This is a genomic window from Streptomyces sp. NBC_00984, assembly GCF_045162475.1.
Lineage (GTDB): Bacteria > Actinomycetota > Actinomycetes > Streptomycetales > Streptomycetaceae > Streptomyces.
In genome coordinates this window covers 6,714,335-6,727,967 of sequence record NZ_CP108734.1, presented here as the reverse complement: position 1 = coordinate 6,727,967, position 13,633 = coordinate 6,714,335, and the positions used below count along the sequence as shown (strand labels likewise).

Below are 13,633 nucleotides of genomic sequence, written 5' to 3'. Positions count from 1 at the left end.
GCACCGGCACACCCCCGCACGACGCCTCCCGCACCCCCGCCTCCCCGGCCGCCCGTACCCGTACCCGTACCCGTCCCGCCGCCGGGCACCGGGCCCGGATCGAGGGGCTGCTGCTCGGGCTCGCCTCCGGGGACGCCGCAGGATGGCCCGCCGCACGGCACCGGGCGGCCCGGATGCCCGAGTGGACCCGGCGGCTCACCCGCGAGCTCGACACCTTCGCCGAGCAGAACGCCACGACCACGCTGCCCGTCCCCATCGCGCTCAACCAGCCGCCCGAACCACTGCGGCTCGGGCCCTCCGACGACGCCGAATGGGCGGCCTTCGCCGCCGGGACCCTGCTCACATCGGCAGCCGGTCCGCTGCACGGGCTCTCCCCCGGACGCCGGATGCGGGCCGCCGTCGACGTCGCCTGGAACGCCCTGGCGGCCGAGGTCGCCGCGGCTGCCGCCCGTGCCCCCGAGGTCGAATCCGCGGTGCTCCCGCTGCGTGCCCGGATCTCGGTACGGGCGGGTCTCGGCAATCTCGCCGCCGGGCTGCGCCCGCCCGCCACCGGCCACGACAACCCGCACTACTTCGACGACGCGGCCTGCGTACGGGCCGCCGTGCTCGCCGTCGCCCACCCCGCGGACCCCGCCGCCGCCGCCGACCTCGCCGAGTTCGACGCGCGCTACACCCAGGACGGCGACGGGGTGCACGGGGCCCGCGCGATGGCGGCGGCCATCGCCGTGGCGCTGGGCGGTGCGGACGTGGACGCCGCGGTGAACGCCGCGCTCGCCCAGCTGCCCGACGGCACGGAGATCGCCCGCAACGCCGCCCACGCCGTCCGCATCGCCCGTGACTTCGTCGGGGAGGCGGCGGGCGCCTTCGCCCTCGTACCGGTGCTGGAGCATCAGATCGTCGACCACGTCTACAGCTACGGGATCGCCGCCGCCGAGACCGTCCCGGTCGCCCTCGCCCTGGCCACCGCGGCCCGCGGTCAGATCGCCCAGGCCGTTCCCGCGGCGGCGTGCCTGTCGCGGGTGGCCGACTCGGCGCCCGCCCTGGCAGGCGCGCTGACCGGTGCGCTCGGCGGTATCGGCGCCGTCCCGGACGGCTGGCGCGAGGCCTGCCGCACCCTCGCGGGCTGTGCGCTGCCCCGTCTCGCGGGGACCGATCTCATCGAACTCGCCGGGCTGCTGGCAGACACGGAACCGAAGCCCTCGGGTGGACAATTCGGACATGACATCCACGATGCCCACGCGGTACGAGGCCGGACCCAGGACACTCACACTCGATGAACGGATCACGGGCGCGCTCGTCGGCGCCGCCGTCGGCGACGCGCTCGGCGGTCCGGTGGAGGGCCGGTCCCCCGAGCAGATCGTGGCCCGTCACGGCGGGCGGATCGACGGCATCGTGGGCCCGTGGGACGGCGAGAACTGGCGTACCGCGCGCCCCATCGCCCCGTACCACAAGGGCGACGGGCACGTCACCGACGACACCTTGATGACCCATGCGCTGGTGCGGGTGTACGGCGCCGTGCGCGACCATCTCGACGCCTACGCGGTCGCCGGGCATCTGGTGCCCGAGCTGATCTCGGGCCCCCGCTGGATCCCGGAGCTGGAGGCCGAGGCGCTGCCGCTCCAGCGGATCTTCCTCGCCGAGAAGTGGATCGTCGCCCGGCTGCACTACGGCCATGTCGATCCGCGCGAGGCGGGCAACGGAAACATCGTCAACTGCGGTGCGGCGATGTACATGGCCCCGGTCGGCCTGGTCAACGCCGCCCACCCGGAGGCCGCGTACGCCGAGGCGCTGGATGTCGCCGGTGCCCACCAGTCGAGTTACGGAAGGGAGGCGGCCGGGGTCTTCGCGGCGGCCGTCGCCGCCGCCTGCGCCCCGGGCGCGACACCCGACCACGTCGTCGACACCTGCCTGTCGCTCGCCAAGGACGGCACCCGGTCGGCGATCGAAGCGGTGTGCGAAGTGGCCGCCCGGCACAGCGACTTCGAGTCGGCGCTGATCCCGCTGCGCACCGCCGTCGCCCCCTTCGACACGGTCGGACCCGACTACCGCGCCCCGTCCCTCGGCGCCCGCAGACCGTCCCGGCTGCATGCCGTCGAGGAGCTCCCGATCGCGCTCGGCATGCTGCTCGTCGCGGACGGCGACTACCGGCACACGGTCCTCGGCTCGGTCAACTACGGCCGGGACTGCGACTCCATCGCCACGATGAGCGGCGCCGTCGCGGGGGCGCTCCACGGCGAGCGGACGATCCCCGCCACCTGGGTGAAAACGGTCGCCGAGGCCAGCCGCCTCGATCTGCACGCACCCGCGCGGACCCTGGCGGGCGTCGCCCGCGAGATGTTCGTACGGGACACGGCCCGCCGCCGCGCACACGAGTCGGCGTTCGCCGCGCTGGCGGGTACGCCATGACCGTACGGGTGACATGGGTGCAGCCGGAGGACCTCGTCGGGCACGAGCTGCGCCAGGCGGCCGAGGACGGGCGGGACGCACAGGCCATCGCGCGCCGGTGGTACGAGGCGGGCGGCGCCCCCGCCCCGGAGCGCGCGGGCGCCTCCACCCCTCCGGCACCGGAGCTGCGCGCGCTCGCCGAGCGGCTGCTCGATGAACTCGCCCTGCTGGAATCACCGTTGGAGATCGACGAACCGACGGAGCTGGCCGCGATCCGGGCCGCGTGCCCGGACTGGCCGGCGCCCCGCCCCGCCCCGACGCCGGTGAGCCGGGACCGGCTGCACGCCGCCTGGCTGGGCCGGGCGGCCGGCTGTCTGCTCGGCAAGCCCGTCGAGAAGCTGCCGCTGGACGGCATCCGCGCCCTGGCCCGCGCCACCGGCAACTGGCCGCTCACCACCTGGTTCACCGCCGAGGGACTGCCCGCCCCACTGGCCGCCACCTACCCCTGGAACCGCCGCTCCGCACCCGACTCGCTGGCCGAGAACATCGACGGCATGCCCGAGGACGACGACCTCAACTACCCCCTGCTCACCGTGCTGTTGCTCCAGCGGCACGGCCCGTCCTTCACCACCGGCGATCTCGCGAGGCTCTGGCTCGACGAGCTCCCGGCCGGCCGGACGTTCACCGCCGAGCGGGTCGCGTACCGCAATCTGCTGGACGGCATCGAGCCCCCGCACACCGCCCGGTACCGCAATCCGTTCCGGGAGTGGATCGGCGCGCAGATCCGGGCCGATGTGCATGGCTGGACCCACCCGGGCGACCCGTCGGCCGCGGCGGAGCAGGCGCACCGGGACGCCGTGCTCAGCCACACCGCCAACGGGGTGTACGGGGCGATGTTCACCGCCGCGGCACTCGCCGAGGCGGCCGGGGGCGAGAGCGATGTGCACGGGTGCCTGGCCGCCGGGCTGCGGGTCGTACCGCCGCGTTCGCGGTTCGCGCAGGCCGTGCTCTTCGGTGTCGCGGCAGCCCGCGGCGGCGCCGATTTCGACGCGGTGGCGGACCGGCTGCACGCCGAGTACGGCGGGTACCACTGGGTCCACGTACTGCCCAACGCCGCGCTGCTCGCCGCCGCCCTCACGCATGCCGGCGGCGACTTCTCGCGCTCCATCTGCCGCGCGGTGTCGGGCGGCTGGGACACCGACTCCAACGGCGCGACCGCCGGTTCGCTCGCCGGGCTGCTGGCCGGGGCCCCGGAGCGGCTGCCCGGCCACTGGACCACCCCGCTGAAGAACCGCCTCGCCTCGTCCGTACCCGGTTTCGACTCCATCGGCTTCGACGCACTCGCCGAACAGACCCACCGGCTCATCCAGAAGGAGGCACTGTGCCCATGACCGGCATCGCGGTGCTCGGCAGCACCAATATGGACCTCGTCGCCTACGTCGCACGGACTCCTGAGCGCGGAGAGACCGTCACCGGACGGGAGTTCCGCACCGTCCCGGGCGGCAAGGGCGCCAACCAGGCCGTCGCCGCGGCCCGCGCGGGCGGCGACGTGCTGATGATCGGCGCGGTGGGCGACGACGAGTACGGCACCCGGCTGCGGTCGAACCTGGAGCACGCGGGCGTCGACACCGATCTGCTGCACACCGCCGAGGGCCCCAGCGGTACCGCGCACATCGTCGTCGACGACACGGGTGCCAACTCCATCGTGGTGGTCCCCGGCGCCAACGGCACCATCACCACCCTCGGCCCCGGCGAGATGGCCGCCATCGCGGGCGCCGACCTGCTGCTCGTCCAGCTGGAGCTGCCGCTGTCCGCGGTGATCGAGGGCGCGCGGGTGGCCCACGCCCAGGGCGTACGGACCATCCTCGCCCCGTCCCCCGTACAGCCCCTGCCGTCCGAACTCCTCGACTGCGTCGATCTGTTGATCCCCAACGAGCACGAGGCGGCGGTGCTCTCCGGCTTCACCGACCCCCATGCGGCGGCGCAGCACCTGCTCGGTCAGGTCCCTGCGGTCGTCATCACGCTCGGCGCGAAGGGCTGTCTGTACGCGGCCCGGGGCGGCGAGCCCGTCCTCTTCCCCGCCCCCGAGGTCACCGCCGTCGACACCACGGGGGCGGGCGACACCTTCGTCGGCACGCTCGCCGTCGCGCTCGGCGAGCGACGGTCCGTACCGGAGTCGCTGGCCTGGGCGTCGTCGGCCGCCGCGCTCTGCGTGCAGCGGCCGGGCGCCTCGACCTCCATGCCGTACCGCACCGAGATCGACGCCGCGTGAACGCGCCCGCGCAGGCCCCCCTGACCGGGCTGCGGGTCGTCGACCTCGCCACGCTCTTCGCCGGTCCGCTCTCCGCCACCATGCTCGGCGACTTCGGCGCCGAGGTGATCAAGGTCGAACATCCGCGCAGGCCCGACCCCTCGCGCGGGCACGGCCCCACGAAGGACGGCGTCGGCCTGTGGTGGAAGCTGCTCGGCCGCAACAAGCGCAATCTGACCCTCGATCTGTCCAGTGCCGGCGGCCGTGACGTCCTGCTCCGGCTGGCCGCCGAAACCGATGTGATCATCGAGAACTTCCGGCCCGGGACGCTGGAACGCTGGGGTCTCGGCTGGGCGGAGCTGCACGCGGTCAACCCGCGGCTGGTCCTGGTCCGGGTCACCGGTTTCGGGCAGTTCGGCCCGTACGCGCACCGCCCCGGCTTCGGCACCCTGGCCGAGGCGATGAGCGGGTTCGCCGCGATCACCGGGGAGCCGGACGGGCCGCCCACGCTGCCGCCGTTCGGGCTCGCCGACTCGATCGCGGCGCTGGCCACCGCGTACGCCGTGATGGCCGCGCTCGCCGGGCGCGAGCGCACCGGGGAGGGGCAGGTCGTCGACATGGCGATCATCGAGCCGATCCTGACCGTGCTCGGCCCGCAGCCCATCTGGTACGACCAGCTCGGCTACGTACAGCCGCGCACCGGCAACCGCTCCCGGAACAACGCCCCGCGCAACACGTACCGCACCTCGGACGGGCACTGGGTCGCGGTCTCCACCTCCGCGCAGTCGATCGCCGAGCGGGTGATGCACCTGGTCGGCCGGGCCGAGCTGATCGAGGAACCCTGGTTCGCCTCCGGCACCACCCGCGCCGAGCACGCCGACGAGCTCGACGAGGCGGTCGGCAACTGGATCGCCCGGCGCACCCGGGAGGAGGCGGTCTCGGCCTTCGAGAAGGCGGAGGCGGCCATCGCGCCCATCCACGGCATCCAGGACGTGATGGAGGACCCGCAGTACCGGGCGCTGGACTCGGTCACCGAGGTCGACGACCCGGAGCTGGGTCCGCTGAGGATGCAGAACGTGCTGTTCCGGCTCTCGGCGACGCCGGGCGCGATCCGCTGGGCGGGCCGGCCGCACGGCGCGGACACCGAGGAGATCCTCACCGGACTGGGGCTGTCGGCCCCGGAGATCGCCGCGCTGCGGGCGGAGCGGGTCCTGTGACGACGACGGTTCCACTCACCTGGCTGTACGTCCCCGGGGACCGGCCGGAGGTGGTGCGCAAGGCGCGGGATTCGGGCGCGGACGTGGTGATCGTGGATCTGGAGGACGCCGTGGCGCCGGACCGCAAGGAGTACGCGCGCTCGGCCACCGCCGAGCTGCTGTCCGAGGCGCCCGGGGACGCCGCCGTGCCGATCCATGTCCGGGTCCACACCGAGGCGGACGTCCTCACCCTGGCCGGGCTGCCGGGACTCACCGAGCTGCGGCTGCCCAAGATCACGCATGCGGCGTCCGTCCATCACATCGCGGCCGTGGCGCCGGGGGTCGCGCTCTGTCCGCTGCTGGAGTCGGCTCTCGGTATCGAGCACGCGTACTCGGTCGCCGCCTCCCATCCCCAGGTGCGCTCCATCGCCCTCGGCGAGGCGGATCTCCGGGCCGATCTGGGGGTACGGGACGACGCCGGGCTCGACTGGTCGCGCAGCCGGGTGGTGGTCGCCGCCCGCGCGGCCGGACTCGCCCCGCCCACCCAGTCGGTGTTCCCGGACGTCCGGGACCTGGACGGCCTGTGGGCGTCCTGCGCGCACGGCCGTGCGCTGGGCTTCCTGGGCCGGGCGGCGATCCATCCCCGCCAGCTCCCGGTCATCGAGCGGGCGTTCCGACCGACGCCGCAGGAGGTCGAGGAGGCGGCGGAGATCGTGGCGGCGGCCGTGGCGGACGAGGGTGCGCTGGCCCTGCCGGACGGCCGGTTCGTCGACGCGGCGGTGGTGGCCTCGGCCCGCAGGACGCTGGCGCTGGCCGGTGAATCGAGCCCGTCCGGGGAGTGAGGACCCATGCGAAGGGGCCCCGGACCAGGGCGGGTTCTAGCGATCCCCGCAACACCCTGGATTTCAGGGAGTTGCGGGGATCGTGGATTTTGAGGAGTTGAAGGCGCGGTTCTTCGAGGCGCTGGACCGGGAGAACGGGAGTGTCTCGGGTGCTGCTCGGGCGGTTGGGGTGAGCCGACACACGGCGGCGGGCTGGGCGCGGAAGGCCGGCGTCCGTGGTCGTGGGAAGACGGGCACCAGTGGGCATCCGGGGCGGGCGGAGTACGACCGGCTTCGCGCGTCGGGGGTGCGACGACGGGATGCCGCGGCGCAGGTCGGGGTCCACGAGCGCACAGCCAAGGACTGGGACCGCGGGATCCGGAAGATCGGCAACGCGCGCCTGCACCCCGATGGGCGAAGGATCGACTACACAACGGGCATGACCAGCACCGTCGCCGTCACGTCGGCGCCCTCTCTTGCGGCAGTCGAAGCCGAGCTGCACCCACGGTTCCTGACGGTGGCCGAGCGGGAGTTGATCGCCGACATGCGTCGTGAGGGCCGCTCACTGCGGGCGATCGGACGGGCACTGGGCCGGCCGGCATCCACCGTCAAACGTGAGATCGATGCCCGTTGCGTCGAGGGCGTCTATCAGCCCCACCGGGCACAGCGGGCCTGGGCGAAGAGCCGGGCACGCCCCAAGCAGTCCAAGCTCGCCCACGACGGTCCGCTGCGCGAGTACGTCGCGGGCAAACTGCAGCAGCAGTGGTCACCCGAGCAGATCTGTCACGCTCTGGTCATGGAGTTCCCCGACGACGAGGGTATGCGGGTGAGTCCGGAGACGGTCTACCAGGCGATCTATGTCCAGGCCCGTGGCGGGCTGCGGCGCGAGATCGCACTCGCGCTGCGCACCGGGCGCACCCGCCGCAAGCCACACCGTGGCCCGGAGCAGCGCACTCGCCGGTTCGTCGACGAGATGGTGATGATCTCCGAGCGGCCTGCCGAGGTCGAGGACCGGGCGGTGCCCGGCCACTGGGAGGGCGATCTGATCGTCGGCCCCCGCAGCGAGAGCGCGATCGTGACGTTGGTCGAGCGTTCCACCCGCTACGTCATGCTCGGGCATCTGCCCGGCGGACACACCGCCGAGGAGGTCCGTGACGTGCTGGTGCCCTTGATCCAGACCCTGCCCGCGCACCTGCGCGGCTCGCTGACCTGGGACCAGGGCTGCGAGATGGCCGCGCACAAGCAGTTCACCGTCGCCACGGGAGTACCGGTCTACTTCTGCGATCCGCACTCCCCCGGCAGCGCGGATCGAACGAGAACACCAACGGTCTGCTGCGGCAGTACTTCCCCAAGAGCACCGACCTGTCCGTGCACAGCGCCGCAGACCTCGAACACGTCGCTCAGCAACTCAACGGCCGACCACGCAAAACGCTCGGCTGGAGAACCCCAGCCGAGCGCCTGCGTGATCTACTGACGACCGCATAGGCCATCAGGTGTTGCGAGGACCCCGAGAATCCGCCCCAGTCGGTCCGGGGCCCCTTCGCATGGGTTCACACGGCTCAGCCGTTCTTGGCCGCCTCCGCGGCGCCGTTCTTCTCCGGTGTCCTGGCGGCATCCGTGCGCTCGGTATCACCGTCGCCCTTCGGACCCTTGTCCGCGTCGCCCTTGACGGCCTTGGCGGCCTTGGCGGCCTCGACGCCCTCGGCATCGGTGGCGTCCGCCGTGTCCTCAGCGCCCTCAGCGTCCGCCGCGTCCTCAGCGGCCCCCGGCTCCACGACCTCCTCGCGCCCCGGCCGTACCTTCGCCGAGATCACGATGTACACGACGGCCAGCACGAACACGATCAGCGCGGTCCACACGTTCAGGCGCAGGCCCAGGATGTGGTGGGCCTCGTCGACCCGCATGTACTCGATCCAGGCCCGCCCCGCGCAGTACGCGGCGACGTACAGGGCGAACGCCCGGCCGTGCCCGAGCTTGAAGCGGCGGTCCGCCCAGATCACCAGGAGGGCGACACCGACGCACCACAGCGACTCGTAGAGAAACGTCGGGTGGTAGGTGCCGGCGACCCGGTTGGGGCCCTCGCTGATCTTCAGCGCCCACGGCAGGTCGGTCGGCTTGCCGTACAGCTCCTGGTTGAACCAGTTGCCCCAGCGGCCGCAGGCCTGGGCCAGGGCGATGCCGGGGGCGAGCGCGTCGGCCCAGGCGGGCAGCGGGATCCCGCGGCGGCGGCAGCCGATCCAGGCGCCGACGGCACCGAGCGCAATCGCGCCCCAGATGCCGAGGCCGCCCTGCCAGATCTTGAAGGCGTCGACCCAGTTCTGACCGTCGCTGAAGTAGAGCTGGTAGTCGGTGATGACGTGGTAGAGCCGGCCACCGACGAGGCCGAAGGGCACGGCCCAGACGGCGATGTCGGCAACGGTGCCGGATCTGCCTCCCCGGGCGACCCAGCGCTTGTTGCCGAACCAGACGGCGACGAAGACACCGATGATGATGCAGAACGCGTAGCCGCGGAGCGGGATCGGGCCGAGATCGATCACGCCGGTCGACGGGCTGGGAATGAAGGCAAGGTCCATGGCAGGGTCGACGCTACCTTGCCGGGTGGGGCGTACGGCAACCCACCCGACAACGTATGGGTAACGGGCAGGTCATCGATTCCCCTTGCCGGACTCCGCCCGGGGAGCGGTCAGGAGCCCGACGGGGCCGGGGTGACCGTGCCCGGCTTCTTGCCCTTGTTGGCCTCGGCCACCCACTTCTTCAGATTCGCCGTGGTGATCGGCTCGTTCCCCTTCTTCGGGAAGATCGATTCCCCGTTGAGCAGCGCGGTCGGTGTGCCCTGGAATCCGCCGTTCTGGAACGCCGTGTTGGACTTCTTGACCCAGCTGTCGTGCTTGCCGTCGTCCACACAGCTGCGGAAACCGGGCGTGTCGAGTCCCGGGACCTTCCCCGAGAGCTCGATCAGCTTGGCGTTGTCGCCGAAGGCGTCGTCGGTCTCCTGCGGCTGGTTGCGGTAGAGCACGTCGTGGTACGCGGGGAACTTGCCGGCGTCCTGGGCGCAGGCCGCCGCGTTGGCCGCGCGCAGCGAGCCGCTGCCGCCGAGATTGCCGTCGATGAGCGTGGCGAGGTGGTACTCGACCTTGACCTGTCCGGTGTTCTCCAGCTGGTGGATCGCGTCGCGGAACGCGTTCTCGAACTGGGCGCAGACCGGGCAGCGGAAATCCTCCCAGATGGTGAGCGTGGACGGGGCGTTGTCCGCGCCGACCCCGATGGCCAGGCTGTCCTTCCCGATCGCGCCGGACGGTGCGACGGCGGGGCCCGCCTCGCTCTTGTCGGTCTTGCCGCCCGAATTCGCGGCGATCACGCCGACGACGGCGGCCAGCGCCAGCACACCCACCACCGCACTGGTGACGATCAGCGTGCGCCTGCGGCGCTCGCCCGCCTTCTGGCGCTCGCGCTGCTGGACGAGCCGGTCTCGCGCGGCCCTTTTTCCCTGTTCGTTCTTCTCGCTCACACCCGCAGCAACGAACCGGGGAGGCACGTGCGTGCCTCCCCGGTCCAGGTCCACCCTTTTGGGTTACACCCGATTCAGCGCTTTCGAACGCCTTCGGCGAGTTGGCCCGCCAGGGAGCGGACGGCGGCCAGGCCGGCCGCCTCGTCGGGGGCGTCCAGCATCGCCTTGACGAAGGCGGAGCCGACGATCACCCCGTCGGCGAAGCCCGCCACCTCGGCGGCCTGCCGGGCGTTGGAGACACCCAGGCCGACGCAGACCGGCAGGGCCGTCGTCGCGCGGGTCCGCCGGACCAGGTCCTGGGCCTGGTCGCCGACCGACTCGCGGGTGCCGGTGACACCCATCAGCGAGGCCGCGTAGACGAAGCCGGAGCCGGCCGCGGTGATGGTGGCGAGGCGCTCGTCCTTGCTGCTCGGCGCGACGACGAAGACGGTCGCCAGACCGTGCTTGTCGGCGTGCTCGCGCCACAGCGCGGACTCCTGGACCGGCAGGTCGGGCAGGATGCACCCGGCGCCGCCCGCCTCGGCGAGCTCGGCGGTGAAGCGCTCGACGCCGTACCGGTCGATCGGGTTCCAGTACGTCATGACGAGGATCGGGACACCGGTCGCCGCGTACGCCTCACGGACCGTGCGCATCACGTCGGCGATCCGCACACCGCCGCGCAGGGCGATGTCGTCGGCGGTCTGGATGACCGGTCCGTCGAGCACCGGGTCGCTGTGCGGCAGCCCCACCTCGACGATGTCCGCGCCGCCCGCCACGACCGCCTTCACGGCCTCGATCCCGCCGTCGACGGTCGGGAATCCGGCCGGGAGGTACGCGATGAGCGCGGCCCGGTCCTCCGCCTTCGCCTGCGCGAGGGAGGCACTCAACAGCTCCACATTGCCGCTCACCTGGTGACCTCCTCTTCCCCGTCGGCCACATCGGCCTCGACGACCCCGTCGGTCTCGTCGTACAGCCCGAAGTAGCGGGCTGCGGTGTCCATGTCCTTGTCGCCGCGGCCGGACAGATTGACCACGATCAGCCCGTCCTTGCCGAGCTCCTGGCCGACCTCCAGGGCCCCGGCCAGCGCATGGGCGCTCTCGATGGCCGGGATGATCCCCTCGGTGCGGGAGAGGAGGCGCAGCGACTGCATGGCGGCGTCGTCGGTGACCGCGCGGTACTCGCCGCGGCCGATGTCCTTGAGGTACGAGTGCTCCGGGCCGATGCCCGGGTAGTCGAGACCGGCCGAGATGGAGTACGGCTCGGTGATCTGGCCCTCGTCGTCCTGGAGGACGTAACTGCGCGAGCCGTGCAGGATGCCGGGCTCGCCCGCGGTCAGGGTCGCCGCGTGCTCGCCGGTCTCCACGCCGTGTCCGGCGGGCTCGCAGCCGATCAGCCGGACGCGGGCGTCCGGGATGAAGGCGTGGAAGAGCCCGATGGCGTTGGAGCCGCCGCCGACGCAGGCGATGGCGGCGTCCGGCAGCCGGCCGGTCCGCTCCAGGATCTGGCGGCGGGCCTCGACGCCGATGACCCGGTGGAAGTCGCGGACCATGGCCGGGAAGGGGTGCGGTCCCGCGACGGTGCCGAAGAGGTAGTGCGTGCGGTCCACATTGGCGACCCAGTCGCGGAACGCCTCGTTGATGGCGTCCTTGAGGGTCCTGGAGCCGGACTTCACGGAGATGACCTCGGCGCCGAGCATCCGCATCCGCGCCACGTTCAGCGCCTGCCGCTCGGTGTCGATCTCACCCATGTAGATGGTGCATTCGAGGCCGAAGAGCGCGCAGGCGGTCGCGGTGGCGACGCCGTGCTGGCCGGCGCCGGTCTCGGCGATGACCCGGGTCTTGCCCATGCGCTTGGTGAGCAGCGCCTGGCCCAGCACGTTGTTGATCTTGTGCGAGCCGGTGTGGTTGAGGTCCTCGCGCTTGAGGAAGATCCGGGCGCCGCCCGCGTGCTCCGCGAAACGCGGGACCTCGGTCAGCGCGCTCGGCCGGCCGGTGTAGTTGACCATGAGCTCGTTGAGCTCGGCGGCGAAGGCCGGATCGGCCTTCGCCTTGTCGTACTCGACGGCGACCTCGTCCACGGCGGCGACGAGCGCCTCCGGGATGAACTTGCCGCCGAACGCACCGAAGTACCCCTCGGCGCTGGGGATCAGACCCTCCGGGTCCGGAATGAAGAAGTCAGATGACATCCGACGTGCTCCTCGACATCGCAATGGGTGGGTTCACCGTATGCGCCGTGAGCAGAGCGCCACCGCGACCGGCGATCGGTCGGGCGGTGCGGTCGTACGTACGAGGGGAGTGGTGCGGGTACGTCGGCCGGGGCTCGCTACAGCGCGGACCCCGTGCGCCATCGCATGCCGTTGACCTGGCCGGGCTCGTCGCCGATCACGTACCGCACCCGCCGGCCGTGCACACGGCGCGCGGGCGCGCGGCAGCCGCGATGCCAGAAGGGCGGCGCGCAGCGGCTCGGTTGAGGGTGGTGGCGAGCGACGGGCGGGAGGCAGCCGCGTGCCGGCGGGGCGTGCGGGACCCGGGCCGTCGCTCCGGTGGGGCGCAGGCCCCGCCGGGGACGGGACGCGGGGCGTTCGGCGGACACGGGTCGGGTCAGCCCCGTCCGTGCCGGAGCGCCGGGTGGGCGCCGGCGGCGACCAGGTCGGCGACGGCGGCCCGCGGGTCGCGGCCGGTGACCAGCGACTCGCCCACGAGCACCGCGTCGGCGCCCGCGTTGGCGTACGCGATCAGGTCGTGCGGGCCGCGGACGCCGGACTCGGCGACCCTGACGATGTGGGCCGGGATCTCGGGGGCGACGCGCTCGAAGACGGAGCGGTCGACCTTGAGGTCCTTCAGGTTGCGCGCGTTGACACCGATGATCTTCGCCCCGGCGTCCACGGCACGCTCCGCCTCCTCCTCGTCGTGCACCTCGACCAGCGGCGTCAGGCCGATGGACTCGGCGCGCTCGATCAGGGAGACCAGGGCCTCCTGGTCGAGGGCGGCGACGATCAGCAGGGCGAGATCGGCACCGTAGGCGCGGGCCTCCCAGAGCTGGTACGAGGTGACGATGAAGTCCTTGCGCAGGACCGGGATGTCGACCTTGGCGCGGACGGCCTCCAGGTCGGCGAGCGAACCGCCGAAGCGGCGCTCCTCGGTGAGGACCGAGATGACGGACGCGCCGCCCGCCTCGTAGTCCGCGGCGAGCGCGGCCGGGTCGGCGATGGCAGCCAGGGCCCCCTTGGAGGGGCTGGAACGCTTGACCTCGCAGATGACGGTCACGCCCTCGCCACGCAGGGCGGCGACTCCGTCCTTGGCTCCGGGAGCGCGCGCGGCGCGTTCCTTCAGCTCGTCGAGGCTGACACGCGCCTGCCGCTCTGCGAGGTCGGCGCGTACGCCGTCGATGATCTCGTCGAGCACACTCACGCGAGCGGCCCCCTTCCGGAACAGTGATGAGGGAACAGGATCAGCCATGTCAATGCTATCCGCAGGAGGGCGAAGGGCCCGAA

The 13,633-nt window shown here is 72.6% G+C and carries 11 protein-coding genes and 1 pseudogene; 7 read left to right on the top strand and 5 right to left on the bottom strand.

Annotated features, from left to right (window positions below; all coding sequences use genetic code 11):
* The first annotated feature begins 98 nt into the window (after positions 1 to 98).
* The 7 genes and pseudogenes from OG520_RS30065 to OG520_RS30035 all read left to right on the top strand — a co-directional run bounded on the left by OG520_RS30065 (position 99) and on the right by OG520_RS30035 (position 8,138).
* Positions 99 to 1,277, top strand: coding sequence for an ADP-ribosylglycohydrolase family protein (locus OG520_RS30065; protein ID WP_406016599.1), 1,179 nt, complete (start codon positions 99 to 101; stop codon positions 1,275 to 1,277).
* A complete protein-coding gene (locus tag OG520_RS30060; RefSeq protein WP_406015245.1) occupies positions 1,219 to 2,406 on the top strand; it encodes an ADP-ribosylglycohydrolase family protein in 1,188 nt (395 codons plus the stop codon). Before OG520_RS30065 ends, OG520_RS30060 begins: the two co-directional genes overlap by 59 nt.
* Positions 2,403 to 3,776 (top strand): ADP-ribosylglycohydrolase family protein, encoded by a 1,374-nt coding sequence (locus OG520_RS30055; RefSeq protein WP_406015244.1) that lies wholly within the window; start codon positions 2,403 to 2,405, stop codon positions 3,774 to 3,776. Before OG520_RS30060 ends, OG520_RS30055 begins: the two co-directional genes overlap by 4 nt.
* A complete protein-coding gene (gene rbsK, locus OG520_RS30050) occupies positions 3,773 to 4,657 on the top strand; it encodes a ribokinase (RefSeq protein ID WP_406015243.1) in 885 nt (294 codons plus the stop codon). The genes OG520_RS30055 and rbsK overlap by 4 nt, the downstream gene beginning before the upstream one ends.
* Positions 4,654 to 5,853 (top strand): CaiB/BaiF CoA transferase family protein, encoded by a 1,200-nt coding sequence (locus OG520_RS30045; protein ID WP_406015242.1) that lies wholly within the window; start codon positions 4,654 to 4,656, stop codon positions 5,851 to 5,853. Before rbsK ends, OG520_RS30045 begins: the two co-directional genes overlap by 4 nt.
* On the top strand, positions 5,850 to 6,674 hold the full coding sequence (locus OG520_RS30040) for an HpcH/HpaI aldolase/citrate lyase family protein (protein WP_406015241.1): 825 nt from the start codon (positions 5,850 to 5,852) through the stop codon (positions 6,672 to 6,674). The genes OG520_RS30045 and OG520_RS30040 overlap by 4 nt, the downstream gene beginning before the upstream one ends.
* A 286-nt stretch (positions 6,675 to 6,960) precedes the next feature.
* Positions 6,961 to 8,138, top strand: a pseudogene (locus OG520_RS30035) (IS30 family transposase).
* Positions 8,139 to 8,212: 74 nt separating this feature from the next.
* Here OG520_RS30035 and lgt read toward each other — a convergent pair.
* The 5 genes from lgt to trpC all read right to left on the bottom strand — a co-directional run bounded on the left by lgt (position 8,213) and on the right by trpC (position 13,550).
* On the bottom strand, positions 8,213 to 9,226 hold the full coding sequence (gene lgt / locus OG520_RS30030) for a prolipoprotein diacylglyceryl transferase (RefSeq protein ID WP_406015240.1): 1,014 nt from the start codon (positions 9,224 to 9,226) through the stop codon (positions 8,213 to 8,215).
* A gap of 110 nt (positions 9,227 to 9,336) precedes the next feature.
* Positions 9,337 to 10,161, bottom strand: coding sequence for a thioredoxin domain-containing protein (locus OG520_RS30025; RefSeq protein ID WP_406015239.1), 825 nt, complete (start codon positions 10,159 to 10,161; stop codon positions 9,337 to 9,339).
* A 74-nt stretch (positions 10,162 to 10,235) separates the two neighbouring features.
* A complete protein-coding gene (trpA, locus tag OG520_RS30020; RefSeq protein WP_406015238.1) occupies positions 10,236 to 11,048 on the bottom strand; it encodes a tryptophan synthase subunit alpha in 813 nt (270 codons plus the stop codon).
* Positions 11,045 to 12,325 (bottom strand): tryptophan synthase subunit beta, encoded by a 1,281-nt coding sequence (gene trpB / locus OG520_RS30015; RefSeq protein ID WP_399325820.1) that lies wholly within the window; start codon positions 12,323 to 12,325, stop codon positions 11,045 to 11,047. Before trpB ends, trpA begins: the two co-directional genes overlap by 4 nt.
* A gap of 415 nt (positions 12,326 to 12,740) precedes the next feature.
* A complete protein-coding gene (gene trpC / locus OG520_RS30010) occupies positions 12,741 to 13,550 on the bottom strand; it encodes an indole-3-glycerol phosphate synthase TrpC (RefSeq protein WP_406015237.1) in 810 nt (269 codons plus the stop codon).
* Between the last annotated feature and the right edge of the window lie 83 nt (positions 13,551 to 13,633).